This window comes from Pseudomonas chlororaphis, assembly GCF_001921865.1.
Classification (GTDB): domain Bacteria; phylum Pseudomonadota; class Gammaproteobacteria; order Pseudomonadales; family Pseudomonadaceae; genus Aquipseudomonas; species Aquipseudomonas chlororaphis_D.
Map to the genome: position 1 here is coordinate 1 of NZ_MSCT01000023.1, position 25082 is coordinate 25082.

The following is a 25082-nucleotide window of genomic DNA, read 5'->3' on the forward strand; positions in this document are numbered from 1 at the left end:
CAGGTTCTGGAAGCGCGGTTTGAGCTGGTAGATCGAGAGCATGGCGAGACGTTTCCTTGTCACGAAGAGAGGCCAGCGGATTATGGCCACAGATAACCCGGGCTGGCATCCGCCCAGCACCGGTTTTGCCTGCCTTTATGACGCGCCGATGGCAAATAAAGGCATAGGTAAGCGACGAAAATTTCACTACTATCGTTATATCGTAACGATTTGTGACGGATGCAGCGGCCTGCCCTAAGGGTTATCCACAGGCCGGAAACGGGTTAACGACCAGCGTTGGGGTGGTATGCAAGTCGATCTTGAGACTGAAGGGGCGGGGGTCGAAGCCTTGCCGAGGTTTCAGCAGGCAGCCTTTCACGAGCGCCGCTTGCGGCGCTGGGGCATGGGCCTGGCGGGGCTGGCCGGGGTGGGGTTGGTGGTGGCGTTCTTCGTCGATCTGTTCGCCCCGCAATCCTTGTGGCCGGCGTTGCTGGTCAATCTGGCCGCGGCCTTGCTGGTACTGGTGGGCGGTTTGCAGGCGGCAGGCTGGGTCAGCGCCTGGCGCGCCGGGGTATTGCGACCGCCTGAAGCTCCGCCGGCCCTGCCGCCGGTCGCCGAGGAACCGCTGGCCGACGAAGGCTGGTACGAGCGCCTGCTGGACGGCATTGGCCGGCGTTGGTCCGGGTGGCTGGCGCAGATCGGCGCGCCGACCTTGTGGCTGGCCGGCTGGGCCCTGCTGGTGCTGGTGGTCGTCGAGCTGGTATGGAACCTGAACCTGCCCGCCGCGGCCCTGGGCCTGGCGGGCAATGTCGGGGCGGTGCTGGCGTTGTTGCTGGCGTTCGGTTTGCTGGTGTTCGAGCGCCAGTTGAGCCAGGAGCATCCCGGCGAATGGCCGGAAGCCGCGCCATTGGCGCAGCTGGCGCGGGTGGCGATCATCAGCCTGGCGCTGGCGGCGCTCTGCCTGCTGTTCAGCAGCGACACGGCGCTCTGGCCGGTGCGCCTGGGCGTGCTGCTCGGCGCCTTGCCGGCGCTGGTGGCCCTGGAGTTCCTGCTGCGCGCGGTGTTGTCGCTGTTCAGCCCGCGGCGCGAACGGCTGGAGCCGCGCATGCTCGCCCACAGCGTGGTCGCCGATCTGTTGCGCTGGCCGCCGCAGCCGCTGCTGGCCTTGCAGCACGAGTTGCACAACCGCTTCGGCATCGACCTGCGGCAGATCTGGGCCTTCACGTATATGCGTCGGGCGTTGCTGCCGGTGCTGCTGGTGGTGCTCGGTGTGGGTTGGCTGCTCACCGGCCTGCATGAAGTGCCGTTGCAGGGGCGCGGCATCTACGAGCGTTTCGGCAAGCCGGTGGAAGTCTTCGGCCCCGGCCTGCATGCCGGTTTGCCCTGGCCGCTGGGCCGCGTGCTGAGCGTCGAGAACGGCGTGGTGCACGAACTGGCCACCAGCGTCGGCGAGGCGCCTGTCGCGCCCGAGCCGGCATCCGCCGAAGGTCCGCCGCCGCTGGTGGCCAACCGTTTATGGGACGCCAGCCACGTCAACGACAAATCCCAGGTCATCGCCAGCGGCGGCGCCGACCAGCAGAGCTTCCAGATCGTCAACATGGATGTGCGTTTCGTCTATCGCATCGGCCTGAGCGATCAGGCGGCGCTGGCGGCGACCTATCGCAGCACCGACATTGCGCAGCTGATCCGCAGTACCGCCAGCCGCATCCTGGTGCATGACTTTGCCTCGCGTACCCTCGACGGCCTGCTGGGCGAAGACCGTACCCGCCTGGCCGAAGACATCGGCCGCGCGGTGCAGGCCGACCTGCAAGCGCTCGACAGCGGGGTGGAGATTCTCGCCACCGTGGTCGAAGCCATTCACCCGCCGGCGGGCGCCGCCAATGCTTATCACGGTGTCCAGGCCGCGCAGATCGGCGCCCAGGCGCTGATTGCCCGCGAGCGCGGCGCGGCCAGCGAACAGACCAACCAGGCGCAGTTGCAGGCCAGCATCGCCCGCGATCAGGCCCAGGCCACGGCCCATGAAACCCAGGCCACCGCGCAAGCGGCCGACCTGCGTTTTGGCGCCGAGCGCAAAGCCTATGCCAGCGCCGGCCAGGCCTTCGTGCTGGAGCAGTACCTGAGCCAGTTGAGCCAGGGCCTGGGCAACGCCACGTTGCTGATCCTCGACCACCGCCTGGGCGGCGCCAATGCGCCGACCCTCGACCTGCGTACTTTCGTCTTGCCGACCGAGCCCTCGGCGCCCGGTAAAACCGCTCAGCCAGGAGCCGTCCATTGAGCCAGTCCCATTCCCACGATCATCAGGATCACGCCGGCCACGATCACGGCCACGGCGGCCATCACCACCATGGGCACCACCATCATCACCATCACGGCGCGCCGGAAGAGGCGGGGCCTTTTCCCTGGCGGCGCATGGGCTGGGCGCTGTTGCTGGTGCTGTTCGCCGTCGCCGCCGCGAGCCTGGTGCAAGTGCGCTCCGGCGAAGCCACGGTGATCACCCGTTTCGGCAACCCGGCCCGGGTGCTGCTGGAACCGGGCCTGGGCTGGCGCTGGCCGGCGCCGTTCGAGGCGGCGATCCCGGTGGATCTGCGCCTGCGCACCACCTCCAGCGGCTTGCAGGATGTCGGCACCCGAGACGGCTTGCGCATCATCGTCCAGGCCTATGTGGCGTGGCAGGTGCAGGGCGACGCAGACAACGTCAAGCGCTTCATGCGCGCGGTACAGAATCAGCCGGACGAAGCGGCGCGGCAGATCCGCACCTTTGTCGGCTCGGCGCTGGAAACCACCGCCAGCAGTTTCGACCTGGCGAACCTGGTGAACACCGATGCCAGCAAAGTACGTATCGGCGATTTCGAAGCGCAGTTGCGCAAGCAGATCGAGCAACAGTTGCTCAGCACCTACGGCGTGCGCGTGCTGCAAGTTGGCGTCGAGCGCCTGACCCTGCCTTCGGTGACCCTGACCGCCACGGTCGATCGCATGCGCGCCGAGCGTGAAACCATCGCCACCGAACGTACGGCCATCGGCAAGCGCGAAGCGGCGCAGATCCGTTCCGCCGCCGAGCGCGATGCGCGCATCGTCCAGGCCGACGCCACGGTGAAAGCCGCCGATATCGAGGCCCAGTCCCGGGTACAGGCCGCTGAAATCTACGGCCGCGCCTACGCCGGTTCGCCGCAGCTGTATAACCTGCTGCGCTCCCTGGACACCCTGGGCACCGTGGTCACGCCCGGCACCAAGCTGATCCTGCGCACCGACGCGGCGCCGTTCCGGGTGCTGGTGGACGGCCCGCCGACCCTCGGCAATAAAGCCGCCGGGGCGCAGCCATGAGTTTTGTTCCACGTGGAACAGATGAATCCGGCAGCCCGTGGATTCAGGCCGGGCGCCTGGCGTTTCTCGCGTTGTATGCAGTCACCGTGCTGGCCGCGCTGGCCTGGGCGTTTTCCAATGTGCGGCAGATCGACCCCCAGGATCGCGCGGTGGTGCTGCACTTCGGCGCCCTGGACCGGATCCAGAACGCCGGCCTGCTGTTGGCCTGGCCGCAACCCTTCGAGCAGGTGGTGTTGTTGCCGGCCGCCGACCGGGTGATCGAGCGGCGGGTGGAAAGCCTGCTGCGTTCCGACGCGGCCTTGAAAGGCGACAAGGTGGCGAGTTTCGCCGTGCCCCTGAGCGATGCCCTGGCCGGTTCGGGTTACCTGCTGACCGGCGATGCCGGGGTGGTGCAACTGGATGTGCGGGTGTTCTACAAGGTCACCGAGCCTTATGCCTTTGTCTTGCAGGGCGCGCATGTGCTGCCGGCGCTGGATCGACTGGTGACGCGCAGCGCCCTGGCCCTGACCGCCGCGCGCGATCTGGACACCATCCTGGTGGCGCGCCCGGAGCTGATCGGCGCCGACAATCAGGCTGCCGAGCGGCGCGAGCGGCTGCGCGGGGATCTGGTGCAAGGCATCAACCAGCGTCTGGCGGACCTGGCGGCGACCGGGCAGGGGATCGGCATCGAAGTCGCCCGGGTGGACGTGCAATCGAGTTTGCCGACCCCAGCGGTCAGTGCCTTCAACGCGGTGCTTACCGCCAGCCAGCAAGCCGACAAGGCGGTAGCCAACGCCCGTACCGAAGCCGAGAAACTCACCCAGGCCGCCAACGAGCAGGCCGACCGCAGCGTGCAGGTGGCTCATGCCCAGGCCGGCGAACGCCTGGCCAAGGCCCAGGCCGATACCGCGACCATCCAGAGCCTGGCCCAGGCGCAACGCAACGGCACTGACCCGGAAATGCTCCTGCGTATCTATCGCGAACGGTTGCCGAAGATTCTCGGCCAGGCCGGCTCGGTGACCACGGTCAACCCTCAAGACGATTCCCGCCTGATCATTCAGGGAGCCCAACCATGACTGCGCACACCCATGCCGCCGCCCCGGCGAGCATGCTGACCTCTGCCGAACAACGCAGCGCCGCGCGCCAGCTGACCCTGGCGATGCTGGCCCTGGGGCTGCTCGGCCTGGGCCTGGCCTGGCGCTGGCTGGCTCCGCAGCAGACCGGTGTCAGCCAGTTGCTGCTGGGTTTCGCCTCGTTGCTGGTCGCGTTGCCGGTGATGCGCTCGGCCTGGTTCAGCCTGCGTTACCCGAGCCTGCACGGCATCACCGACCAGTTGATCGCCCTGGCCATGCTCGGCGCCTGGGCCACGGGCGACCTGCTGACCGCCGCCTTGCTGCCGATCATCATGATCTTCGGCCATGTGCTGGAAGAGCGCAGCGTCATCGGTTCCCAGGAAGCGATTCACGCCCTGGGCCGCCTGACCCGCAGCCATGCGCGGCGGGTAGAGGCCGACGGCAGTGTCCGCGAAGTGGATAACGCCACGCTCAAGGCCGGCGATATCGTCGAGGTGCGCGCCGGCGACCGGGTGCCCGCCGACGGCCTGGTGCTGTCCGGCCAGGCCAGCCTCGACACCGCGCCGATCACCGGCGAGTCGGTGCCGCTGGAGGCCGGGGTCGGCATGCAGGTGTTCGGTGGCTCGATCAACCTCGACGGCCTGTTGCGCCTGGAGGTGACCCGCACCGGCCACGAGTCGACCCTGGGCAAGGTCATTGCCCTGATGCAGAACGCCGAGCGCGCCAAGCCGCCGATCACCCGCCTGCTGGAGCGGTATGCCGGCAGCTACATGGTGCTGGTGTTGCTGTTGGCGGCGGTCACCTGGTTCATCACCAACGATGCCCAGGCGATGCTCGCGGTGCTGGTGGCGGCTTGCCCCTGCGCGTTGGTGCTGTCGGCGCCGGCCACGGCGATTGCCGGGATCGCGGTGGCGGCGCGCCACGGCATCCTGATCCGCAGTTCGGCGTTCCTCGAAGAGCTGGCGGACCTGACCTCGCTAGTGGTGGACAAGACCGGCACCCTGACCTTCGGCACCTTGCGCCTGCAATCCATCGACAGCCCGCGCGAAGACCGCGAGGCGCTGTTGAACCTGGCGGCCAGTCTCGGTTCGGCCAGCAGCCACCCGGTCAGCCGGGCGTTGGCCGGGCTGGTGGCCCAGGAGCAGTTCCTGGCGCTGGCGGATATTCGCGAACGCCAGGGGCTTGGTGTGGTGGCCCGGACGGAGCAGGGCGAGGCGGCCCTGGGGCGTCCCGAGCTGTTCGACCAGCTTGGCATCGCCACGCCCGCGGTGCCCGTGCATGACGGGCCGATTGCCGGGCTGGCGCTGAACGGCGAGTTTCTCGCCTGGTTGCTGCTGGCCGACAGCGTCAAGCCCGAGGCCCGTTTTGCCCTCGAAGAGCTGCGCGAGCTGGGCCTGGGCCGTCAGTTGCTGTTGACCGGCGACCGCCGGAGCGTGGCCGACAGCCTGGCTCGGGATGTCGGCATAGGCGAGGTCGAAGCCCAGGCGCTGCCGGAAGACAAGCTCCAGCGCGTGCTGGGGGAAATCGACAGCGGTTTCCGGCCGATGGTGGTGGGCGACGGGATCAACGATTCCCTGGCGCTCAAGGCCGGCGTGGTCGGGGTGGCCATGGGCGCGGGCGGGGCGGACATTGCCCTGGCGTCGGCCGACGTGGTGTTGATCGGCAGCGACCTGCGGCGCTTGGGCACCTGTGTGCGGCTGAGCCGCCAATGCCGCCAGACCCTGCAAGTCAATGTGGTCATCGGCCTGGGCTGGACCCTGGCCATCGTCGCCTTTGCCGCGTTCGGCTGGCTCGGCGCGGCGGGGGCGATGATCGCCGCGGTGCTGCACAACTTGAGCACCTTGCTGGTGCTGGGCAATGCCGGGCGCTTGCTGCGTTTCCAGGAGCCCCTGCTCAAGCTGGAAGAGCCGGCGAGCTAAGGCTGTTTTTCCCTGCTGCCTTAGCGGTGGCGTTCATGAAAAATTTTTCCGGCGGGCTGTAACGGCCGCCGGGCTCCTCTCTCTAGTGACATGTCGGGACTGAACAACCCTTTAGCCGACACCCCTAGCGATTATTGAGGATATGAACATGACCATGAAAAACGCCGCTGCCGGTGCTGCCCTTGCCCTTGCGGCCGCCACGATGTTTGCCGGTGTCGCCACTCAGGTTTCCGCTGCCGATGCCCAGGTGCATTGTTATGGCGTGAACGCCTGCAAGGGCCAGAACGACTGCAAGACCAAGGACCACGCCTGCAAAGGCATGGGCGCCTGCAAAGGCCAGGGCTTCAAGGCCATGACTCAGTCGGCCTGCGAAAAAGCCGGCGGCAAAGTCGGCGAGTAAACGGCGATCGAGTGCTGCCGCGGCGACGCCATCGGTCGCCGCGGCCACCTCGCGAGGAGTCCGCGATGTCTGCTACCGCTAGCTGCCTGGGTTATGGCCTGGGTTTGCGCAGTGCCTACTATCAACAGATTCTCGAACAGTCGCCGGCTGTGGACTGGTTCGAGATCATTTCCGAGAACTTCCTGGTCCAGGGCGGCAAGGCCCTGTATTACCTGGACGCCATCGCCGAGCGTTATCCGCTGGTGATGCACGGCGTGTCGTTGTCCATCGGCGGCCCGCATGCCCTGGACCGGGACTACCTGCAACAGCTCAAGCAACTGGCCGAACGGGTCAGGCCGGCGTGGATCTCCGATCACCTGTGCTGGAGCCGGGGCAATGCCCACCAGCTCCACGACCTGCTGCCGCTGCCCTACACCGAAGAGAGCCTGGCCCATGTGGCCGAACGGGTGGAGCAGGTGCAAGACGTCCTGGGTCGGCCGCTGGTGCTGGAGAATGTCTCCAGCTATGTACGGGCCGCGGGGGACGAGTTCAGCGAGTGGGCGTTTCTCGCTGCGCTGAGCGAACGCAGCGGTTGCGAGCTGCTGCTGGACGTGAACAACGTGTATGTCAGCTCGCGCAATCACGGCTTCGATCCCTGGACCTTCATCCAGGGCCTGCCGGCGCACCGCGTGCGGCAGTTGCACCTGGCCGGGCATCACGACTACGGCAGCTACGTGATCGATACCCACGACCATCCGGTCAGCGATCCGGTCTGGGACCTCTATCGACGGACCCTCGAACACCTGGGCCCGGTGGCGACCCTGCTCGAGCGCGACGATCATTTGCCGCCGCTGGAAGAATTGCTCGCCGAGCTGCACAAGGCTCGGGAACTGGGGCAGGCGGAACTGGCCGGGAGGCGGATATGCGCTTGAGCGACTGGCAAGCGGCGTTCGAGGATTACCTGCTGGCCGAGTCCCCGAGCGCCAATCCGGCGTTGTTGCACAGCCTGGTCGGCGGGCCGAGCCTGGATATCGCTACCGGGCTGGCGATCTACCACAACGCTTACCACGCCCGGCTCGAGGAAGTGCTGCGGGGCGACTTTCCGACCCTGCACAACTGGTTGGGAGACGACGAATTCGCCCGACTGGCCGAGGCCTATATCCGTCGCCAGCCTTCGACCCATTACAGCCTGCGCTGGCTGGGGCAGGGGCTTGAAGCCTTCATCGGCAGCTATCTGGAGCCGTGCCAGAGCGCGCCGCTGGGCGAGCTGGCGGCGTTGGAGTGGGATTTTACCCTGGCCTTCGACGCGCCGCCCGGCGCCGCCTTGAGCCTGGCGGACATGGCGGGCCTGCAACCGGAGGAATGGGCGACCTTGCAGGTCGACCTGCAACCCTACGTGCAGTGGCGCGAATGCCGTTTCAACAGCGTGGCGCTGTGGCGCGCGTTCAAGGACGGGGCTGCTTTCCCGGGCAGTGTCGCGCTGGAGGAACCTCAGGTTTGCCTGGTCTGGCGGGACGCCAGGATCTGTCGTTACCGCAGCCTGCCGGCGGCTGAAGCGCGGGCGCTGGCAGGCATGGCCAGGCAGGGCTGGAACTTCGCTGAACTGTGCGCCGAGCTGGCAGTCACCTATAAGGAGGACACTGCGTTACAAGCGGTCAGCTGGCTGAAACAGTGGGTTCACGACGGATTGTTGCAGCGCAGGTATTGATGAATTTCAGCTATCAGATCGATAGCCTGCTATTTTTTCAGTATGGTCTAACCTCACTCAGACGTCTGAAACAAGGGGGGATTATCCATGCTCGCGCAACTTCCACCGGCCTTACAGAATCTGCAATTACCGCTGCGTCTGCGACTCTGGGACGGCCACGAATTCAACCTGGGGCCGGCGCCCAGCGTCACCATTGTGGTCAAGGACCCGCAACTGGTTACCCAACTCACCCATCCCACTCTCGACTCGCTGGGGGCGGCGTTCGTCGAGGGCAAACTGGAGCTTGAAGGTTCGATCAGCGATGTCATCCGGGTCTGCGACGAACTGAGCCAGGCCCTGCTGGCGGGGGAAGAGGACGCGCAGCCGGTGCGTTCCTACCATGACAAGGCCACGGACGCGGCGGCCATTTCCTACCATTACGACCTTTCCAACGAGTTCTATCAGCTGTGGCTCGACAGCGACATGGCCTATTCCTGCGCCTATTTCGAGACCGGCAGCGAGAGCCTGGAGCAGGCCCAGCAAGCCAAATTCCGCCACCTGTGCCGCAAGCTGCGCCTGCAGCCCGGCGAGTACCTGCTGGATGTCGGCTGCGGCTGGGGTGGGCTGGCGCGTTATGCGGCGCGGGAATTCGGGGTCAAGGTCTTCGGCATCACCCTGAGCAAGGAGCAGCTGGAGCTGGCCCGCGAGCGAGTGGCCGCCGAAGGGCTGCAGGACCAGGTGGAACTGCAACTGCTGGACTACCGCGATCTGCCGCAGGACGGGCGTTTCGACAAGGTGGTGAGCGTCGGCATGTTCGAGCATGTGGGCCACGCCAACCTGGCGCAGTACTGCAAGACTCTGTTCGGCGCGGTGCGCGAAGGCGGCCTGGTGATGAACCACGGCATCACCGCCAAGCACACCGATGGACGGCCCGTGGGCCGCGGTGCCGGGGACTTCATCGAGAAGTACGTGTTCCCCAACGGCGAGCTGCCGCACCTGTCGATGATCTCGGCCGAGATCAGCGAAGCGGGGCTGGAGATCGTCGACGTCGAAAGCCTGCGCCTGCATTACGCCCGCACCCTGGACCACTGGAGCGAGCGCCTGGAAGACAACCTGGAAGCCGCCGCCCGGATGGTGCCCGAGCAGGCCCTGCGCATCTGGCGCCTGTACCTGGCCGGCTGTGCCTACGCCTTCGCTCGCGGCTGGATCAACCTGCACCAGATTCTCGCGGTCAAGGCCCACGCCGACGGTGGTCATGAGCTGCCCTGGACCCGCGACGACTTGTATTACCCCTGAATCGCCGGTTTTAGAGGATCGGTGAAATAAGCCGGGCGACCCGCATGCCGAGCTGTTGCAGACGGTGGGTTTGCCGGCTTTCGTCCTTGGCGATTTCCCGGGAGCGCTCGAAGTCGAGGTTGAGCATATGCTCCACCTCGCTGGCGAAGGCGTCGTCGACGGTCAGCAACATCACCTCGAAATTCAGGCGGAACGAACGGTTGTCCAGGTTGGCGCTGCCGATCGCGCTGATTTCGTTGTCGATCAGCACCACTTTCTGGTGCAGGAAACCCGGTTGATAACGGAATACCCGGACTCCGGCGCGTACCGCTTCGAAGGCGTACAGGCTGGACGCCGCGTAGACGATCCGGTGGTCCGGGCGCGAGGGCAGGAGGATGCGTACGTCCACGCCGCGCAGCACCGCCAGGCGCAAGGCGGCGAAGACGGCTTCGTCGGGCACGAAGTACGGGCTGGTGATCCACACCCGTTCGGTAGCTGCGTGGATGGCTTCGACGAAGAACAGCGAGCAGGTTTCGTACGGGTCCGCGGGGCCGCTGGCCAGCACCTGGCACAACACGCCCTCGTCGGGGTAGGTGTCCGGCAGGATCAGCGGCGGCAATTGCCGCGAGGCCCAGAACCAGTCCTCGGCGAAGGACTCTTGTAGGCAGGCCACCACCGGGCCGCTGACGGCCACGTGGGTGTCGCGCCAGGGGGCCAGCGGCGGCTTCTTGCCCAGGTATTCGTCACCGACGTTATGCCCGCCGACAAAGCCCAGCAGGCCATCGACGACCACGATCTTGCGGTGGTTGCGAAAGTTGATCTGGAAGCGGTTGAGCCAGCCGCTGCGGGTGGCGAAGGCATGCACCTGGGCCCCGGCATCGCGTAGCGGCTGCACGTAGGAGTGGGGCAGGGAATGGCTGCCGATGCGGTCGTAGAGCAGGTGGATCGCCACGCCTTCGCCGGCCTTTTTCAGCAGCAGGGCTTGCAGGCGCCGGCCAAGGTCGTCGTCGTGGATGATGAAGAACTGGATCAGCACCGCAGTGCGGGCGCGCTCGATGGCGGCGAAAATCGCTTCGAAAGTGGCGTCGCCGTTGACCAGCAATTGCACGTGGTTGCTGGCCAGGCACGGCATGCGCCCCAGCTTGGGCATGGCCCGCAGCGAGGTGTAGGCCTTCGAGGCGCGAGCGCTCAGCGCTTCCTCGACCCAGGGCCGCCAGTTCAGGTCGTTGATGGCCTTGCGCATCTCGACGTTGGCCTGGCGCCGCGCCTTGATATAGGCATCGAAGGTGCTGCGGCCAAACACCAGGTAGGGGATCAGGGTCAGGTACGGCATGAACATCAGCGACAGGGCCCAGGCAATGGCGCCTTGGGCGGTCCTGACGGTCAACACCGCGTGGATGGCGGCGATCAGGCCGAGAAAATGCAGCGTGGCAATCAGATAGCCGAAAATGTGCGGGCCAAAATAATCCATGGGGCAACCTTGCTCCTGAAGATTCAATGCCTGGGGTCTGGACGAAAAGTGACTACGCGCTGGGCGCCTTCGGCGTTACGCAGAAGCAGACTCGCCTGAGCGCCGCTCGCCGACGTTCCATACAGACCCTAACAGACCATGTTCCACAGCGATTGTCGCTAATTAATTCCCCATGCAACGCCGCTGCGTTTTTGACGTCTAACGGCCACTACTGTCTAGGAGTCATTCGATGAAGCTTCGTCTACTGGGTTTGGCCATGGCTGCCGTTGTGTCGCTTCCGCTGGCCGCGCAGGCCCAGATGCTGCAACCGGGCCTGTGGGAGCTGACCACCAGCAATATGAAAGTCGACGACCAGAGCCTGCCGGATCTGTCGTTGATTCTTGGCCAGTTGCAGCAACAGCTGACCCCCGAGCAACGGGCGCAGTTGGAGAAGCAGGGCGTGACCATGGGCGGCAAGGGCATCCGTGTGTGCCTGACGCCGGAGCAGGTGAAGTCCGACACCATTCCGCTGCAAGACCCGCAATCGGGCTGCCGCCAGGAGGTCACCGACCGGACGTCCAACCAGTGGAAATTCCGCTTCAGCTGTCCGAAAGCCCAAGGTTCGGGCGTGGCGAAATTCCTCAGCGACCGCGAGTTCACCACTAACGTCAACGGCACCTTCAATGCCACCGGGTTCCAGCAGAAGGGCAGCATGGACACCCGCGCGGTGTGGCTGGGGCAGGACTGCGGGACCGTCAAGCCAAGGGCCTGAAAAGCATCGCGAGCAAGCTCGCTCCTACAAGGATCTACGTGATCCCCTGTAGGAGCGGGCTTGCTCGCGATGGCCTCCTCGCTACAACGCCAACCGCATGCGTTCCACCACCTCGCTCACTGCCATCCGCCCTAGGTCTTCGCCGTGGCGGCTGCGCAAACTGACAAATCCTCCGTCCTTTTCCTTGTCGCCGATCACCAGCAGGTACGGCACCTTTTGCAGGCTGTGCTCGCGGATCTTGTAGCTGATCTTCTCGTTGCGCAGGTCGGTGCTGGCGCGCACGCCGTGCTGGCGCAGGGTGTCGCACACGGCTTGGGCGTAATCGGCCTGTCCCTCGCTGATGTTGATCACCACCGCCTGGCGCGGGGCCAGCCAGCACGGCAGGGCGCCGCTGTAATGCTCGATGAGGATGCCGATGAAGCGCTCCAGCGAACCGAACAACGCCCGGTGCAGCATCACCGGGCGCTGGCGTTCGCCCTGTTCGTCGATGTAGCCGATATCGAAACGTTCCGGCAGGTTGAGGTCGACCTGCAGGGTGCCGCATTGCCAATCGCGGCCGATGGCATCGCGCAGCACGAATTCCAGTTTCGGGCCGTAGAACGCGCCCTCGCCGGGGTTGACCCGGTAGTCGATGGCCATCGTGTCCAGGGCGCCGGACAACGCGCCTTCCAGCTGATCCCAGACCGCGTCGCTGCCGATGCGATGGTCCGGCCGGGTGGACAGCTTGACGGCTACGTCGTCGAAGCCGAAGTCGCGATAGATGTCGAACACCAGGGCGATGGTGCGTTCGCATTCGGCCTGCATCTGCGCCGGGGTGCAGAAGATGTGGGCGTCGTCCTGGGTGAAGTGGCGTACCCGCAGCAAGCCGTGCAACGCGCCGGAAGGCTCGTAACGATGGACCTTGCCGAACTCGGCGATGCGCAGCGGCAGGTCGCGGTAGCTCTTCAGGCCACGAGCGAAGATCGACACCGCGCCGGGGCAGTTCATCGGCTTGAGGGCGAATACCCGCTGATCCTCGGTGGTGGTGCTGAACATATGGTCGCGGTAGTTCTGCCAGTGCCCGGAGGTTTCCCAGAGGCCGCGGTCCATCACGTCCGGGGTATTCACTTCCTGGTAGCCGGCCTGGTCCTGGCGCCGACGCATGTAGCCGAGCAACTGCTGGAACAGGGTCCAGCCCCGGGGGTGCCAGAACACCGAGCCGGGCGCGCAGTCGTCGAAGTGGAACAGGTCCAGTTGCTGGCCGAGCTTGCGGTGGTCGCGCTTGCCGGCTTCTTCCAGGCGCGTCAGGTAGTCCTTGAGGTCCTTGGGCGTGGCCCAGCAGGTGCCGTAGATCCGTTGCAGCGGCGCGTTCCTGGCGTCGCCGCGCCAGTAGGAACCGGCGACCTTGGTCAACTTGAACGCTTGCAGGATGCCGGTGAACGGCACATGCGGGCCGCGGCACAGGTCCTCGAAGTCGCCCTGGCGGTACAGCGACAGCCGCTGCCCCGGCGGCATGTCGCGGACCAGCTCGACCTTGTAGCGCTCGCCCAGGCTGGTGAAATACTCCAGGGCCTCATCGCGGGACAGCTCGCGCCGGCGCACCGCGTGGTTGGTCGCCGCCAACCGGACCATGCGCGTTTCGATGCATTGCAGGTCGTCGGGGGTGAAAGGCCGCTCGTAGGCGAAGTCGTAGAAGAAGCCGTCTTCGATCACCGGGCCGACGGCGACCTGGGCCGTGGGGTACAACTCTTTCACGGCCATGGCCAAGAGGTGCGCGCAGGAATGGCGCAGGACCTCCAGGCCCTCGGGCTCGCGGGCGGTGACGATGCTGACCTGGGCATCGCCCTCGAGCATGAAGGCGCAATCCTCCAAGTGCCCATTGACCCGGCCGGCCACCGCGGCCCTGGCCAGGCCGACACCGATACTGGCGGCCACCTCGTAGACGGAAAGCGGCTGGTCGTACTCACGGTGCGAGCCGTCTGGCAGGGTGATGCGGATCATCGAGGGTGTTCCTTGGCGTTTCATGGGGAGGTCATCGGGCGATAGGGTCAGCGGGTAAAGCGCAGCGGCAGGCCCTGGCAGTTGTCGTACAGGCGCCCGGCGTGCCAGGCGAGTTGCCCCGACACCAGGGTGGTGGCGACGCTGTGGCGAAAATTTCGTTCGGCAAAGGGCGTCCAGCCGCACTGGGCGAGGATCGGCTGGCGGGCCACGGCCAGGCCCTCGGGTTCGGGCCGGATCAGCACCAGGTCGGCCCAGTAGCCTTCGCGCAGGTAGCCGCGGTCGGGAATGGCGAACAGGTCGGCGACCCGGTGGCTGGTTTTCTCCACCAGGGTGGTCAGGGGCAGCACGTTGTCGGCCACCAGTTCCAGCAGGGCGGGCAGGGCGTGTTGCACCAGCGGCAAACCGGAGGGCGCTTGTCGGTAGGGCAGCTGTTTTTGCGCCCAGGTATGCGGCGCGTGATCGCTACCGATCACATCCAGGCGGTTGTCGAGCAGGGCCTGGCGCAAGGCGTCGCGATCGCCGCGGGTCTTGATCGCCGGGTTGCATTTGATCAGGTGCCCGAGGCGCGCGTAGTCGCGGTCGTCGAACAGCAGGTGGTGCAGGCAGACCTCGGCGGTGATGCGTTTCTGTGCCAGGGGCTTGTCCTCGAACAGCGCCAGTTCGCGAGCGCTGGTTAAGTGCAAGACGTGCAGGCGCGTTCCGTGGCGCTTGGCCAGGGCCACGGCCAGCGACGAAGAGCGGTAGCAGGCTTCGGCATCGCGGATCAGCGGGTGGGCGACGGCGGGAATCGCTTCGCCGAAACGTTCCTGCATGCGCTGCTCGTTGGCCAGGATGCTCGGTGTGTGTTCGCAGTGCGCCAGGAGGATGGTCGGCACCTCGGCGAACAGGCGTTCCAGGACCTGCGGATCGTCCACCAGCATGTTGCCGGTGGAGGCGCCCATGAACACCTTGACCCCGGCCACCAGGCTCGGGTCGAGGGCGGCGACGGTGTCGAGGTTGTCGCGGCTGACCCCGAAGTGAAAGCCATAGTTGGCCACCGAGTTGATGGCCGCGCGGCGCTTCTTGTCCTCCAGGGCGGCCAGGCTCAGGGTCGCGGGCTGGGTGTTGGGCATGTCCATGAAGCTGGTGATGCCGCCCGCCACGGCCGCTCGCGACTCGCTGTGGAAGCTGCCTTTTTCCGGCGCGCCCGGGTCGCGGAAATGCACCTGGTCGTCGATCATCCCGGGCAGCAGCCACTGGCCCTGGACGTCGATCTCGGTGCGGGCGTTCTCGCCCTCGATGCTGCTGGCGATCTTCACGATGCGCCCGTGGTCCACCCGCAGGTCGGCCTCGAACTCACGTCCTTCGTTGACCAGCCGGGCATTGCGAATCAGCACGCTGTCCATGCTCAGAACTCGTTCTGCAGGGCTTTGTAGCCCCGCACCAGGTCGACGTTGGTGCGCGCCACGTCTTCGGAAAACTCCGAGGCGCTGACGCTCACCGGGGGAAATTGCGAGAGGTCGGTGTTCGGCCCGATGCGGGTGGTGGAGGGCACGTAGAAACCCTGCGGCAGGTCGCGGCCGTCGACCACCGAGTTGTGCCGGACCACGCTGCCGTTGCCGACCGCGCAGTTGAACAGCACGCTGTTGAAGCCGATGAATACCCGGTCGCCGACCGTGCACGGGCCATGGACGATGGAGCGGTGGGCAATGGAACTGAACTCGCCAATGGTCACCGCCGCGCCGGATTTGGAGTGGATCACCACGCCGTCCTGGATGTTCGAGTTGGCGCCGATGACGATCGGGTCCATGGCGCCGTGTTCGTTGACCTCGTCGGCGCGGATCACCGCGTAGGGGCCGACGAAGACGTTCTCGCCGATGACCACCTTGCCGCAGATGATGGCGGTCTTGTCGACGTAGGCCGACTCGGCGATGACCGGCAGATCGCCGGAAGGGTTCTTGCGAATCATGCAGGGAGCTCCTGGAGCGACGCGCCGATGACCTGTACCGCACCGTCGCGAATGGCGTTGTAGAAACAGTTGGCGCGCCCGGTGTGGCAGGCCGGGCCTTGTTGGTCCACCAGCAGCAGGACCGCGTCGCCGTCGCAGTCCAGGCGCGCCTCGATCAGCAGTTGGCGGTGCCCCGAGCTTTCGCCCTTGCGCCACAGTTTTTGGCGCGAGCGCGACCAGTAGCAGACCTGTTCGCTGGCCAGGGTCTCGACCAGCGCCGGCCGGTTCATCCAGGCCAGCATCAGCACCTCGCCGGTGTCGTGCTGCTGGGCGATGGCGGCGATCAGGCCGTCGGCGTTCCACGGCAAGGCATCGAGCACTTCGGCTAGTGGCCAACGGCTGCCCGCAGGCGCAGTTTCCAGGTCGAGCATCGACAACGGCGGGCGTGGATTCATGGCTGGCTCAGGGCGTCGTACAGGGTGTTCAGGTTGTATTCGAACAACCCGGTGAAGGTGCTGGCCGGCCCTTGGGCGGCGAGGGCGTCGGAGTAGAGGGTGCCGCCGATGCGCGCGCCGCTTTCGTCGGCGATCTGCTTGAGCAGGCGCGCGTCCTTGATGTTTTCCATGAACACCGCCTTGACCTTGGCGTCGCGGATCTGGGTGATCAGCGTCGCGACTTCGGCGGCCGAAGGTTCGCGTTCGGTGGACAGGCCCTGGGGCGCCATGAAGTCGATGCCGTAGGCCTGGCCCAGGTAACCGAAGGCGTCGTGGGAGGTGACGATCTTGCGGTTGCCCGGCGGCAGCGCGCCGAACTTGGCCTTGGCCTCGGCGAGCAGGGCGTAGATGCGTTGCAGGTAGGCCTGGCTGTTGCGCTGGTAGTCGGCCTGGTGCGTCGGGTCGGCGGCGACCAGCGCCTTGGTGATGTTGTTCACGTAGAGCTCAGCGTTCGCCAGGTTATGCCAGGCGTGGGGGTCGGGCACGGTCTCACCGTCTTCGTCCAGGGAGCGCGGGATTACCCCGCGGCTGGCGGTGACCAGCGTGGCCTTGGTGCCGGTGCTGGCCACCAGGCGATCCAGCCAGGGCTCGAAACCCAGGCCGTTCTTGATGATCAGCCGGGCCTTGAGCAGGGCCTTGGCATCGTCCGGGGTCGGTTCGTAGGTGTGGGCGTCGGCATCCGGGCCGACCATGTCGGTGACCTGGATATGCTCGCCGCCGATCTGTTGGGTGATGTCGGCGAGGATGCTGAAGCTGGTGACCACGGCAAGCTTGTCCGCGGCCTCGGCGGTCGATAGCGACAGCGGCAGCAGCAGACTGAACAGCACGAGTAGAGCGCGCATCGGGAAGCACCTCATGGGGATGTGAGCGAAGGCGGGCGGCGCAACAAACCGTGCACCGGACCGAACAGCACGGACAGCAAGTACAGGCCGCCCGCGACCAGGACGATGGCCGGGCCGCTGGGCAGCGAGTAGTGGAACGACAGCAGCAGGCCGAGCCACACCGCGAGGCAGCCGAACGCCGCGCTGATGGCGATCAGCGCCGGCAGGCGTCGGCTCCAGAAGCGCGAGGCGGCGGCCGGCAGCATCATCAGGCCGACCACCATCAAGGCACCGATGGCCTGGAAGCCGATCACCAGGTTCAGCACCACCAGGGTCAGGAACAGCCCGTGGGCGAAGGGACCGAGGCGGCTGACGCTGTTGAGAAACAACGGGTCGAGGGTGTCCAGCAGCAGCGCCTTGTAGATCAGCGTCATGGCCACCAGGCTGAAGCCGGCGACCCAGAGCATGCCGTCGAGGGTCGGTGCGTCCACCGCCAGGGCCGAGCCGAACAGCAGGTGCAGGAGGTCCAGGCGCTTGCCGGCCAGGCCGAGAATCAGCACACCGCTGGCCAGGGAAATCGGGTAGATGGCCGCCAGGCTGGCATCCTCGCGCAAGCCAGTGTGGCGGGTGATCCACGCGGCCAGGCCGGCCATGCCCAGGCCCGCGCCGAGGCCGCCGAAGGTCAAGGCCGGCAGGCTCAGGCCAGCGAACCAGAAGCCCAGGGCCGCGCCGGGGAGAATGCCGTGGGCCACTGCGTCGCCGATCAGGCTCATGCGCCGCAGGATCAGGAACACCCCCAGGGGCGCGGTGCTGCAGGCCAGCGCCAGGCCGCCGAGCAACGCCCGGCGCATGAACACGAACTCGTGGAAGGGTTGCCAGAGCTGGGCGGCGACGAGCATCAGGCCACCTGCATCCGCGGCGGCGCAATGATCAGCTCATGGCTGGCGCCGAACAGGCAACCGGCGGGTTTGAGCAGCAGCGTCTGCGGCATGTGCTGGCGCACGGCGGCGAGGTCATGGCAGACCACGACCTGCGTGCGACCCTGCTGGTGCCAGGCGTGGATGTGTTGCCACAACAGGGCCTGGCCCGGTTCGTCGAGGGCCGCGTGGGGCTCGTCGAGCAGTAGCAGCGGTGCGTCGGCGAGGCTCAGGCGGGCGAGCAGGGCGCGCTGCAATTCGCCACCGGACAAGGCCATCAGCGGGCGCTGCTCCAGGCCGCTCAGGCACCAGTCTTCGAGCGCCTGCTGCAAACGTTCGGCGCGTTGCCGCGAGCTGTGCTGGCGTCCCCAGAAACCGGCGGCCACCAATTCTTGCAGGGTGATGGGGAACTGCCGGTCGAGGTATTGCTGCTGCGGCAGAAAGGACAAGCCGCCACGGCGAGGCACTTGCAACTCGACCTTCCCGGCCAAGGGCTTTTGCAGGCCGGCGATGACTTTGAGCAAGCTGCTTTTGCCCGAGCCGTTGGCGCCGACGATGGCGGTCAGGCTGCCGGCGGGCAACTGCAGGTCGAGCGCCGGCGTCAGCGGCTGGCCGGGCGCGCCCCAACGCAGCGCTCGCAGGCCGATCATGCGGTCTCCCAGTTCCAGCGGCTTTCGGCCACGGCGTCGTGGGCGTGCAGGCTTTCGGCATGCACCACGCGCAGCTGGAAGGCGTGAATGCCTGGGGTGCGTTGCAACGCCAGGTTCAGGCGACGCGCAGCGTCTTCGCAGAACATCAGGTTCTGTCCGTTGGCCAGGGCGAAGGCTTGTTCGTCGGCGCGTTTCACCGCGGTTTGCACGGCGGTGCCGAGGGCGGCTTCGGTGTCGTTGATCGCGGCGATCAGCGGCAGCTCGTCGAGGAAATCATCCAGGCGCAGCTGTAGATGCGCGCTGCTGCGCTGGCTGTGGGGCGTGGCGACTATGCCTTTAGGCGAACCGAGCCACGCCAGCACATCTTCGTGTTGCAGCGGCCGGTTGGCGAAATCGTCGATGAATTGTTGCTGGATCAGCTGCCTGGATAGCGCCGCCGAGCAGGGGCAAGTCGAGGAATAAGGCACCTCGATTTTTAGTTCCACGTGGAACATTGCGTTTTTCAGGCGTGCCTCGATGCTCACCGGATAGTTTTTCCAGCCGGCCAACGGGCTGATCAATGCCGGGCGTTTCAACAACAGATCGGCATGAATCCGCAGGTAGGCGCTGCTGGCCAGGCCGTCGTGGCTGTCGAGAAAGCGTTGCAACAAACGCCGCATCAGGGCCGGGGTGAGGTTTTCCCGTTCGAGCATTTCCAATGCCAGGTACAGGCGCGACATATGAATGCCACGGGCTTCGCCGTCGTCGAGGCTGACGCCGGCATCCGCTGTCGCGCCAATCCGCTGGCCGTCAAACAACACAGGTAAGGCAATGCCGCACATGCCTACCCACTCGAGGGGCAGGGCCTGGCGTGCGGCCTGCGCGGCGATATCCGGCAGAGTCAGCGCATTCATGAGCAGGTCCATCGTGGGAAACAGTTCTACATGTTATATTATAACAATGCAGCCGATGAAGCCTTTTCCAGAACGTTTTTTCATCAAGCCTTATCGAGTACGGACGCTCCTCACTCTGCGGTGTAAGTCATGCACAGACGTCAATTGCTCAACCTGTTGCTGGCCAGTGCGGCCCTGATTCTTCCGCTGGGGGCGTCCGCCACCCAGATTCGCAATGTGCGGCTGTGGAATTCGGCCGACAAGCTGCGCCTGGTGCTCGATCTGAGCGGACCGGTGCAGTACAAGACCTTTTCCCTGAGTGCGCCGCAGCGGTTGATCATCGACCTCAGCGGCGCGCAACTGAGCGGCGACTTCAGCCAGTTGGCGCTGAAGGACACGCCGATCCGTGCGATCCGCTCCGGGCACTTCGGCCGGGGCGACACGCGGATCGTCCTCGACCTGGCCGAGCCGTTGCGCCTCGACAGTTTTCTCCTGCCGCCCCAGGACGGCCAGGGCCATCGCCTGGTGCTCGACTTGAGCCGTAGTGCCGCTAGCGCCCCGCAGCAGATCGCGGCGGCCAGCGCGCCCGCCTTGCAACGGGAAACGCCGGCAGATCGGGCGCACCCCAAGCGCGACATCGTCGTCGTGGTCGACCCTGGGCACGGCGGCAAGGACCCGGGGGCGGTCGGTGCGCGGGGCGAGCGGGAGAAGGACGTGGTGCTGGCGATCTCCCAGCTGCTGGCCAAGCGGCTCAAGCGCGAAAAAGGCTTCACAGTGAGGTTGGTACGCAACGACGATTTCTTCGTGCCGCTACGTAAGCGGGTGGAGATCGCGCGCAAGCACAAGGCTGACATATTCATATCGGTACACGCTGACGCGGCGCCGCGCCTGACGGCGTCCGGGGCCTCCGTGTATGCCTTGTCCGAGGGCGGCGCGACCTCGGCCACTGCGCGCTTCATGGCCCAGCGCGAGAACGGCGCCGACCTGCTGGGCGCCACCAGCCTGCTCAACCTGAAAGACAAGGATCCGATGCTCGCCGGGGTGATTCTCGATATGTCGATGAACGCCACCATCGCCGCCAGCCTGCAATTGGGCAACACCGTCCTGGGCAGCCTGGAGAGAATCACCACCCTGCATCAGAGGCGTGTGGAGCAAGCCGGTTTCGCGGTGCTCAAGTCGCCCGACGTGCCCTCGATCCTGGTGGAGACCGGCTTCATTTCCAACATTCGCGACAGCCAGCGCCTGGTCACCGCGCGGCACCAGCAGGCAATTGCCGACGGGTTGTTCGCCGGCTTGCAGAGCTACTTCCAGAAGAATCCGCCGGTGGACAGCTATATGGCCTGGGTGCAGGAGCAGAAGAAAGCGCAGGTGTAATGCGGCTCTTCCTGTAGGAGCAGCCGGTCGACGTTCGATTGCTCGCGATAGCCGCGAAGCGGCGGTTTATGCCATCACCTTCACGTCATCGTTAACGATCTTTTCGCGAGCAAGTTCGCTCCTACAGTTGCAGCCCGCGTCCATTCCCAGTGGGTGGATCAGCAACCCGTGATCCGGTTGCAAGTGAACGCGCCGCCGCTGCCGCCGGAGCTGGAAAAACGGTTGCGAGTGGTCCAGCCGACGCGCTGGCTGTAGCCGACCCAGGCTTCGCCGTCGGAGGCCAGGCCGGTATAGAAGGTCAGCTGGCCGTAGCGGCTGTTGGTCTGGGCCCAATAGCGTTTGCCCACCACCTCGAAGCCGCGCAGGTACGTGGTGCTGCCTGCCGCCGCGACGCTGTAGGCGTTGCCTTGGGCATCCACGCAGGCCAGCAGATTGGCGCTGCGGGTACAGGTGGCCAGGGCGCTTGGCACCTGGGCGGTAGCGGCCTGGGCGAGCAGCAGGGACAGGCTCAACAGCGTGTATTTCAGGGCGTTGCGCATGGGGTTTCTCGGCGAGGGACGCTCAAGCATCACGCCCTTCGTCGCGGGCGGCAAGAGAGGATTGGCTTATTTGTATTGTTATACTATAACATAAAATAAAGCCTGATCCGTGACCCACCATGACCCAGCACCCGATGACCGAAGCGCAACTGCTCGCCCAGCCTGCGGCGGACTATATGAACGACGCCCAGCAGGCCTATTTCCGCGAGCTGCTGCTGGCCCAGCGCGCCGAACTGCAAGAGCGCATCGACGGCGAGTTCGCGGTATTGCGCGAGCAGGAGCCCCACAGCGACCTCGCCGACATCGGCAGCGCCGAGGAGCAGCGCCAGTGGCAACTGCGCCTGCTGGAGCGGGAAAAGAAGCTGCTGGACAAGATCGACGAAGCCCTCGAACACCTGGCCCGCGGCGAATACGGCTGGTGCCGCGAAACCGGCGAGGCCATCGGCCTCAAGCGCCTGTTGCTGCGGCCCACCGCCACCCTGTGTATCGAAGCCAAAGAACGCCAAGAGCTGCGCGAACGCCATCAACGGGCGATCTGAGCCAGCCACCCAGCCCCGATGAGGACCCACCCATGACCGACCGTCTTCCCGTTACCGTGCTGTCCGGCTTTCTCGGCGCCGGCAAAAGCACGCTGCTCAACTATGTCCTGCGCAACCGCGACAACCTGCGGGTGGCGGTGATCGTCAACGACATGAGCGAAATCAACATCGACGGCAGCGAAGTGCAGCGCGATGTCAGCCTCAACCGCGCCGAAGAAAAACTGGTCGAGATGAGCAACGGCTGCATCTGCTGCACCCTGCGCGAAGACCTGCTGGAAGAGGTCGGCAAGCTGGCCAGGGACGGGCGTTTCGACTACCTGCTGATCGAGTCCACGGGGATTTCCGAGCCACTGCCGGTAGCCGAAACCTTCACCTTTCGCGACGAATCCGGGCAGAGCCTGGCCGATATCGCGCGCCTGGACACCATGGTCACGGTGGTCGACGGCCTGAATTTCCTGCTCGACTACCAGGCCGCGCAAAGCCTGGCCTCGCGTGGCGAAACCCTGGGCGAGGAGGACGAACGCTCGATCACCGACCTGTTGATCGAGCAGATCGAGTTCGCCGATGTGATCCTCATCAGCAAGATCGACCTGATCGGCAGTGCCGAGCGCGAAGAGCTGGTGGCGATCCTCGAACGCCTCAATTCCCAGGCGGAAATCATCCCCATGGTGATGGGCGAAGTGCCGCTGGCGAAGATCCTCGACACCGGCCGCTTCGACTTCGAGCGCGCCGCCCAGGCGCCGGGCTGGTTGCAGGAACTGCGCGGCGAACACGTACCGGAAACCGAGGAATACGGCATCGCCTCCACGGCCTATCGGGCGCGCCGGCCGTTCCACCCGCAGCGCTTCTTCGATTTCATCAGCCGCCCCTGGAGCAACGGCAAGCTGCTGCGTTCCAAGGGGTTTTTCTGGCTGGCGAGCAAGTATCAGGACGCGGGCAGCTGGTCCCAGGCCGGCGGGCTGATGCGCCATGGTTTCGCCGGGCGCTGGTGGCGTTTCGTGCCGAAGCAGCATTGGCCGCAAGACACCGAAAGCACCGCGGCGATCATGCAGAACTGGACCGCCGCCACCGGCGACTGCCGCCAGGAGCTGGTATTTATCGGGCAGCACATCGACTTCGCCCGGCTCACCGCCGAGCTCGACGACTGCCTGCTCAGCGACGACGAAATGGCCCAGGGCATGGAAGGTTGGCGCCTGCTGCGCGACCCGTTCGGCCCCTGGCACGAAGAGGCCGCCGCCTGATGCCGTACCTATCCTTGAGCCCGGTAAAGGCCGTCGGTCGACGTTCGCTCGCTCGCGCAGAAATCCTGAGGCCAATCCTGCAAAAACCGCCACGCCGCCACGCTTTCGGCCCGGCCCCCATCGTTCTGGCCGAGGTGCTGGACGACGGCGTCAACCTGGCCTTGTGGAAGCGTCGGTTGCCGGCGCATATCGCCGATTTCGGCGACTTGCTGCTGTCGCTGAACGAGCCGCTGGCCGAATCGCTGTCGCTGGAACTCGACGCTGAGGACGCGGAACCCGACCTGCGAGGCCTGGCGTCCGGTTTCAGTGATCTGCAGGGGTACGAAGGCTTTATCGCCGACGTCGCCTGGCTGGTCAGTGCCTTTGCCTGCCTGTTGGGCGCCAAGCGCGTCGGCCTGCGTTTGCGGGTGCTGGAGAAGGCCATGTGCCCGCGTTTTCATGTCGACCATGTGCCGGTGCGCCTGATCACCACCTATGCCGGCGTGGGCAGCCAATGGCTGCGCGAAGGCGCGATGGATCGCCGGCGACTGGGCCAGGCCGAGGCCGAGCCGAGCGATGCCGCGGCGATCCAGCAGATCGCCAGCGGCGAGGTGGCCTTGTTCAAGGGTGAGAAGTGGCTGGGCAACGAAGGTTTCGGCCTGATCCATCGCTCGCCGCAGCCCGCTCCCGGCGAGCGCCGCCTGATCCTCACCCTGGACTGGCTGGCCTGATCTTTTGTAGCCGCTGCCGCAGGCGATGCGCTCTTGAGGCCCAAGGAAGGCGTCGTGTGCGGTAGCGGCGACAGGAATTTCGTTGCCGCGGGTTAGCGCGTAGGATCAATGACCTCCTTTCCGAGCGCTCCATCCATGCTGCAAAACATCCCCACCCACGTCATCGCCGGCCCCCTTGGCGCGGGCAAGACCAGCCTGCTCCAGCAACTGCTGGCCCAGCGCCCGGCCGATGAACGCTGGGCGGTGCTGATCAACGAGTTCGGCCAGATCGGCCTGGACGCGGCGTTGCTGAGCCGCGACGCGGACGGCATCGCCCTGGGCGAAGTGGCCGGCGGCTGCCTGTGCTGCGTCAACGGCGCGCCGTTCCAGGTGGGCCTGGGGCGCCTGCTGCGCAAGGCCCGGCCGGATCGCCTGTTTATCGAGCCTTCCGGGCTGGGGCATCCGGCGCAGTTGCTGCAACAACTGCGCGAGGCGCCCTGGCAAAACGTGCTGGCCGTACAACCCTGTGTGCTGGTGCTCGATGCCCAGGCGCTGGCGGCCGGCAAGCCGCTGCCCCAGGCCCAGCAGCAAGCGCTGCCCAGCGCCGGGCTGTTGCTGCTGAACAAGGACGAAGGGCTCGACGCGTCACTGCGTCAGGGCATTGTCGGGCGCCTGCCGGCTTGCCCGCTGTTCTGGACCACCCGCGGCAAGCTGCCGCTGGAGCGCCTGCCGGGCATCGATGTCCGCGCGGGGGCTGCGACCCAGGCCTTCGAGGTACCCAAGGGCTTGGCCCAGCTACCGGCGATCTGGACCGATCCGGCCCAGCCCATCTGCCTGAGCCAGGCCCAGGAAGGTGGCTGGAGCATCGGTTGGCGCTGGCATCCGAGCCGCGAATTCGACGTCGGCCGCGTGCAGCGGTGGTTGGCGAATCTCGACTGGCGTCGGGCCAAGCTGGTGATCCACGGCGCGCAGGGCTGGGTGTCGGGCAATGCCCTGGAGAATGCCGCGCCGCAGTGGCAACCCAGCGAATGGCGCCGCGATTCGCGTATCGAGCTGATCTTCAGCCAGCCGCAGGATATCGCCGGCCTGCAAGCATCCCTGGCCGCGTGCTGCCTTTAGTCTGGCCTGATACACCGCATCGCCTGCATCGCGAGCTTGCTCGCGAAAAATCGTCAACGATGACGCGTTTTGCAGAAGAAATCGCC

General features: G+C 66.0%; 24 protein-coding genes. 14 read left to right on the top strand and 10 right to left on the bottom strand.

Annotated features, from left to right (window positions below; genetic code table 11):
* Positions 1-286 precede the first annotated feature (286 nt).
* The 8 genes from hflK (BTN82_RS28130) to cfaB all read left to right on the top strand — a co-directional run bounded on the left by hflK (BTN82_RS28130) (position 287) and on the right by cfaB (position 9633).
* Entirely contained in the window at positions 287-2254 is a 1968-nt protein-coding gene (gene hflK / locus BTN82_RS28130) for a protease modulator HflK (RefSeq protein WP_075122282.1), read from the top strand.
* Positions 2251-3300 carry a protease modulator HflC gene (gene hflC, locus BTN82_RS28135; protein ID WP_075122283.1) on the top strand — a complete coding sequence of 350 codons (1050 nt, stop codon included), beginning with the start codon at positions 2251-2253 and terminating at the stop codon, positions 3298-3300. Before hflK (BTN82_RS28130) ends, hflC begins: the two co-directional genes overlap by 4 nt.
* On the top strand, positions 3297-4355 hold the full coding sequence (gene hflK, locus BTN82_RS28140) for a protease modulator HflK (protein ID WP_075122284.1): 1059 nt from the start codon (positions 3297-3299) through the stop codon (positions 4353-4355). The genes hflC and hflK (BTN82_RS28140) overlap by 4 nt, the downstream gene beginning before the upstream one ends.
* On the top strand, positions 4352-6271 hold the full coding sequence (locus tag BTN82_RS28145) for a cation-translocating P-type ATPase (protein WP_075122285.1): 1920 nt from the start codon (positions 4352-4354) through the stop codon (positions 6269-6271). Before hflK (BTN82_RS28140) ends, BTN82_RS28145 begins: the two co-directional genes overlap by 4 nt.
* 148 nt (positions 6272-6419) lie before the next feature.
* Positions 6420-6671 carry a hypothetical protein gene (locus BTN82_RS28150; protein WP_075122338.1) on the top strand — a complete coding sequence of 84 codons (252 nt, stop codon included), beginning with the start codon at positions 6420-6422 and terminating at the stop codon, positions 6669-6671.
* Between the two features lie 65 nt (positions 6672-6736).
* On the top strand, positions 6737-7582 hold the full coding sequence (locus tag BTN82_RS28155) for a DUF692 domain-containing protein (protein WP_075122286.1): 846 nt from the start codon (positions 6737-6739) through the stop codon (positions 7580-7582).
* Positions 7573-8358, top strand: coding sequence for a DNA-binding domain-containing protein (locus BTN82_RS28160; protein ID WP_075122287.1), 786 nt, complete (start codon positions 7573-7575; stop codon positions 8356-8358). Before BTN82_RS28155 ends, BTN82_RS28160 begins: the two co-directional genes overlap by 10 nt.
* Positions 8359-8445: 87 nt before the next feature.
* Positions 8446-9633 carry a C17 cyclopropane fatty acid synthase CfaB gene (gene cfaB / locus BTN82_RS28165; protein WP_075122288.1) on the top strand — a complete coding sequence of 396 codons (1188 nt, stop codon included), beginning with the start codon at positions 8446-8448 and terminating at the stop codon, positions 9631-9633.
* Between the two features lie 10 nt (positions 9634-9643).
* On the opposite strand, the gene cls is transcribed toward cfaB, so the two are convergent.
* Positions 9644-11083, bottom strand: a complete 1440-nt coding sequence (cls, locus tag BTN82_RS28170; protein ID WP_075122289.1) for a cardiolipin synthase — start codon at positions 11081-11083, stop codon at positions 9644-9646.
* 229 nt (positions 11084-11312) lie between these two features.
* Between cls and BTN82_RS28175 the strand changes: the two genes are divergently transcribed.
* A complete protein-coding gene (locus tag BTN82_RS28175) occupies positions 11313-11834 on the top strand; it encodes a DUF3617 domain-containing protein (RefSeq protein WP_075122290.1) in 522 nt (173 codons plus the stop codon).
* Positions 11835-11915: 81 nt separating this feature from the next.
* On the opposite strand, the gene thrS is transcribed toward BTN82_RS28175, so the two are convergent.
* From thrS to folE2, 8 genes are read right to left on the bottom strand one after another with little or no spacing between them, the layout of a single operon-like run.
* Complete coding sequence (gene thrS, locus BTN82_RS28180) at positions 11916-13814, bottom strand: threonine--tRNA ligase (RefSeq protein WP_075122291.1); 1899 nt, start codon at positions 13812-13814, stop codon at positions 11916-11918.
* 47 nt (positions 13815-13861) lie between these two features.
* Positions 13862-15199: a dihydroorotase gene (locus tag BTN82_RS28185; RefSeq protein ID WP_075122292.1), complete on the bottom strand. Its 1338-nt coding sequence runs from the start codon at positions 15197-15199 to the stop codon at positions 13862-13864.
* Positions 15200-15201: 2 nt separating this feature from the next.
* Positions 15202-15762, bottom strand: a complete 561-nt coding sequence (locus BTN82_RS28190) for a carbonate dehydratase (RefSeq protein ID WP_075122293.1) — start codon at positions 15760-15762, stop codon at positions 15202-15204.
* Positions 15759-16196 carry a phosphoribosyl-AMP cyclohydrolase gene (hisI, locus tag BTN82_RS28195; RefSeq protein WP_075122294.1) on the bottom strand — a complete coding sequence of 146 codons (438 nt, stop codon included), beginning with the start codon at positions 16194-16196 and terminating at the stop codon, positions 15759-15761. Before hisI ends, BTN82_RS28190 begins: the two co-directional genes overlap by 4 nt.
* The gene (locus tag BTN82_RS28200; protein ID WP_075122295.1) at positions 16193-17077 is read right to left on the bottom strand and encodes a metal ABC transporter substrate-binding protein; all 885 of its coding nucleotides are present in this window, start codon (positions 17075-17077) and stop codon (positions 16193-16195) included. The genes hisI and BTN82_RS28200 overlap by 4 nt, the downstream gene beginning before the upstream one ends.
* Before the next feature lie 11 nt (positions 17078-17088).
* Complete coding sequence (locus BTN82_RS28205; protein WP_075122296.1) at positions 17089-17955, bottom strand: metal ABC transporter permease; 867 nt, start codon at positions 17953-17955, stop codon at positions 17089-17091.
* Positions 17955-18623 carry a metal ABC transporter ATP-binding protein gene (locus BTN82_RS28210; protein WP_075122297.1) on the bottom strand — a complete coding sequence of 223 codons (669 nt, stop codon included), beginning with the start codon at positions 18621-18623 and terminating at the stop codon, positions 17955-17957. Before BTN82_RS28210 ends, BTN82_RS28205 begins: the two co-directional genes overlap by 1 nt.
* Complete coding sequence (gene folE2, locus BTN82_RS28215) at positions 18620-19516, bottom strand: GTP cyclohydrolase FolE2 (RefSeq protein WP_075122339.1); 897 nt, start codon at positions 19514-19516, stop codon at positions 18620-18622. The genes BTN82_RS28210 and folE2 overlap by 4 nt, the downstream gene beginning before the upstream one ends.
* Before the next feature lie 129 nt (positions 19517-19645).
* On the opposite strand from folE2, the gene BTN82_RS28220 reads away from it, so the two are divergent.
* Complete coding sequence (locus tag BTN82_RS28220; RefSeq protein WP_075122298.1) at positions 19646-20869, top strand: N-acetylmuramoyl-L-alanine amidase; 1224 nt, start codon at positions 19646-19648, stop codon at positions 20867-20869.
* A gap of 158 nt (positions 20870-21027) precedes the next feature.
* Here the strand turns inward: BTN82_RS28220 and BTN82_RS28225 are convergent, their stop codons facing one another.
* Entirely contained in the window at positions 21028-21408 is a 381-nt protein-coding gene (locus tag BTN82_RS28225; protein WP_075122299.1) for a glutamine synthetase, read from the bottom strand.
* Between the two features lie 134 nt (positions 21409-21542).
* Between BTN82_RS28225 and dksA the strand changes: the two genes are divergently transcribed.
* The 4 genes from dksA (at position 21543) to BTN82_RS28245 (ending at position 24996) form a co-directional block, all read left to right on the top strand.
* Positions 21543-21947: an RNA polymerase-binding protein DksA gene (dksA, locus tag BTN82_RS28230; protein ID WP_075122300.1), complete on the top strand. Its 405-nt coding sequence runs from the start codon at positions 21543-21545 to the stop codon at positions 21945-21947.
* 32 nt (positions 21948-21979) lie between these two features.
* Complete coding sequence (gene zigA, locus BTN82_RS28235; protein ID WP_075122301.1) at positions 21980-23188, top strand: zinc metallochaperone GTPase ZigA; 1209 nt, start codon at positions 21980-21982, stop codon at positions 23186-23188.
* Positions 23185-23898, top strand: coding sequence for a DUF1826 domain-containing protein (locus BTN82_RS28240; RefSeq protein ID WP_410002846.1), 714 nt, complete (start codon positions 23185-23187; stop codon positions 23896-23898). The genes zigA and BTN82_RS28240 overlap by 4 nt, the downstream gene beginning before the upstream one ends.
* Before the next feature lie 135 nt (positions 23899-24033).
* Positions 24034-24996 (top strand): CobW family GTP-binding protein, encoded by a 963-nt coding sequence (locus BTN82_RS28245; RefSeq protein WP_075122302.1) that lies wholly within the window; start codon positions 24034-24036, stop codon positions 24994-24996.
* Positions 24997-25082: the final 86 nt, after the last annotated feature.

Excerpts from the sequence above, each read along its gene's own strand:
- hflK (WP_075122282.1), top strand. The coding sequence starts at position 287 with ATGCAAGTCGATCTTGAGACTGAAGGGGCGGGGGTCGAAGCCTTGCCG.
- hflK (WP_075122284.1), top strand. The coding sequence starts at position 3,297 with ATGAGTTTTGTTCCACGTGGAACAGATGAATCCGGCAGCCCGTGGATT.
- BTN82_RS28145 (WP_075122285.1), top strand. The coding sequence starts at position 4,352 with ATGACTGCGCACACCCATGCCGCCGCCCCGGCGAGCATGCTGACCTCT.
- BTN82_RS28150 (WP_075122338.1), top strand. The coding sequence starts at position 6,420 with ATGACCATGAAAAACGCCGCTGCCGGTGCTGCCCTTGCCCTTGCGGCC.
- BTN82_RS28155 (WP_075122286.1), top strand. The coding sequence starts at position 6,737 with ATGTCTGCTACCGCTAGCTGCCTGGGTTATGGCCTGGGTTTGCGCAGT.
- BTN82_RS28160 (WP_075122287.1), top strand. The coding sequence starts at position 7,573 with ATGCGCTTGAGCGACTGGCAAGCGGCGTTCGAGGATTACCTGCTGGCC.
- cfaB (WP_075122288.1), top strand. The coding sequence starts at position 8,446 with ATGCTCGCGCAACTTCCACCGGCCTTACAGAATCTGCAATTACCGCTG.
- cls (WP_075122289.1), bottom strand. The coding sequence starts at position 11,083 with ATGGATTATTTTGGCCCGCACATTTTCGGCTATCTGATTGCCACGCTG.
- BTN82_RS28175 (WP_075122290.1), top strand. The coding sequence starts at position 11,313 with ATGAAGCTTCGTCTACTGGGTTTGGCCATGGCTGCCGTTGTGTCGCTT.
- thrS (WP_075122291.1), bottom strand. The coding sequence starts at position 13,814 with ATGATCCGCATCACCCTGCCAGACGGCTCGCACCGTGAGTACGACCAG.
- BTN82_RS28185 (WP_075122292.1), bottom strand. The coding sequence starts at position 15,199 with ATGGACAGCGTGCTGATTCGCAATGCCCGGCTGGTCAACGAAGGACGT.
- BTN82_RS28190 (WP_075122293.1), bottom strand. The coding sequence starts at position 15,762 with ATGATTCGCAAGAACCCTTCCGGCGATCTGCCGGTCATCGCCGAGTCG.
- hisI (WP_075122294.1), bottom strand. The coding sequence starts at position 16,196 with ATGAATCCACGCCCGCCGTTGTCGATGCTCGACCTGGAAACTGCGCCT.
- BTN82_RS28200 (WP_075122295.1), bottom strand. The coding sequence starts at position 17,077 with ATGCGCGCTCTACTCGTGCTGTTCAGTCTGCTGCTGCCGCTGTCGCTA.
- BTN82_RS28205 (WP_075122296.1), bottom strand. The coding sequence starts at position 17,955 with ATGCTCGTCGCCGCCCAGCTCTGGCAACCCTTCCACGAGTTCGTGTTC.
- BTN82_RS28210 (WP_075122297.1), bottom strand. The coding sequence starts at position 18,623 with ATGATCGGCCTGCGAGCGCTGCGTTGGGGCGCGCCCGGCCAGCCGCTG.
- folE2 (WP_075122339.1), bottom strand. The coding sequence starts at position 19,516 with ATGAATGCGCTGACTCTGCCGGATATCGCCGCGCAGGCCGCACGCCAG.
- BTN82_RS28220 (WP_075122298.1), top strand. The coding sequence starts at position 19,646 with ATGCACAGACGTCAATTGCTCAACCTGTTGCTGGCCAGTGCGGCCCTG.
- BTN82_RS28225 (WP_075122299.1), bottom strand. The coding sequence starts at position 21,408 with ATGCGCAACGCCCTGAAATACACGCTGTTGAGCCTGTCCCTGCTGCTC.
- dksA (WP_075122300.1), top strand. The coding sequence starts at position 21,543 with ATGACCGAAGCGCAACTGCTCGCCCAGCCTGCGGCGGACTATATGAAC.
- zigA (WP_075122301.1), top strand. The coding sequence starts at position 21,980 with ATGACCGACCGTCTTCCCGTTACCGTGCTGTCCGGCTTTCTCGGCGCC.
- BTN82_RS28245 (WP_075122302.1), top strand. The coding sequence starts at position 24,034 with ATGCTGCAAAACATCCCCACCCACGTCATCGCCGGCCCCCTTGGCGCG.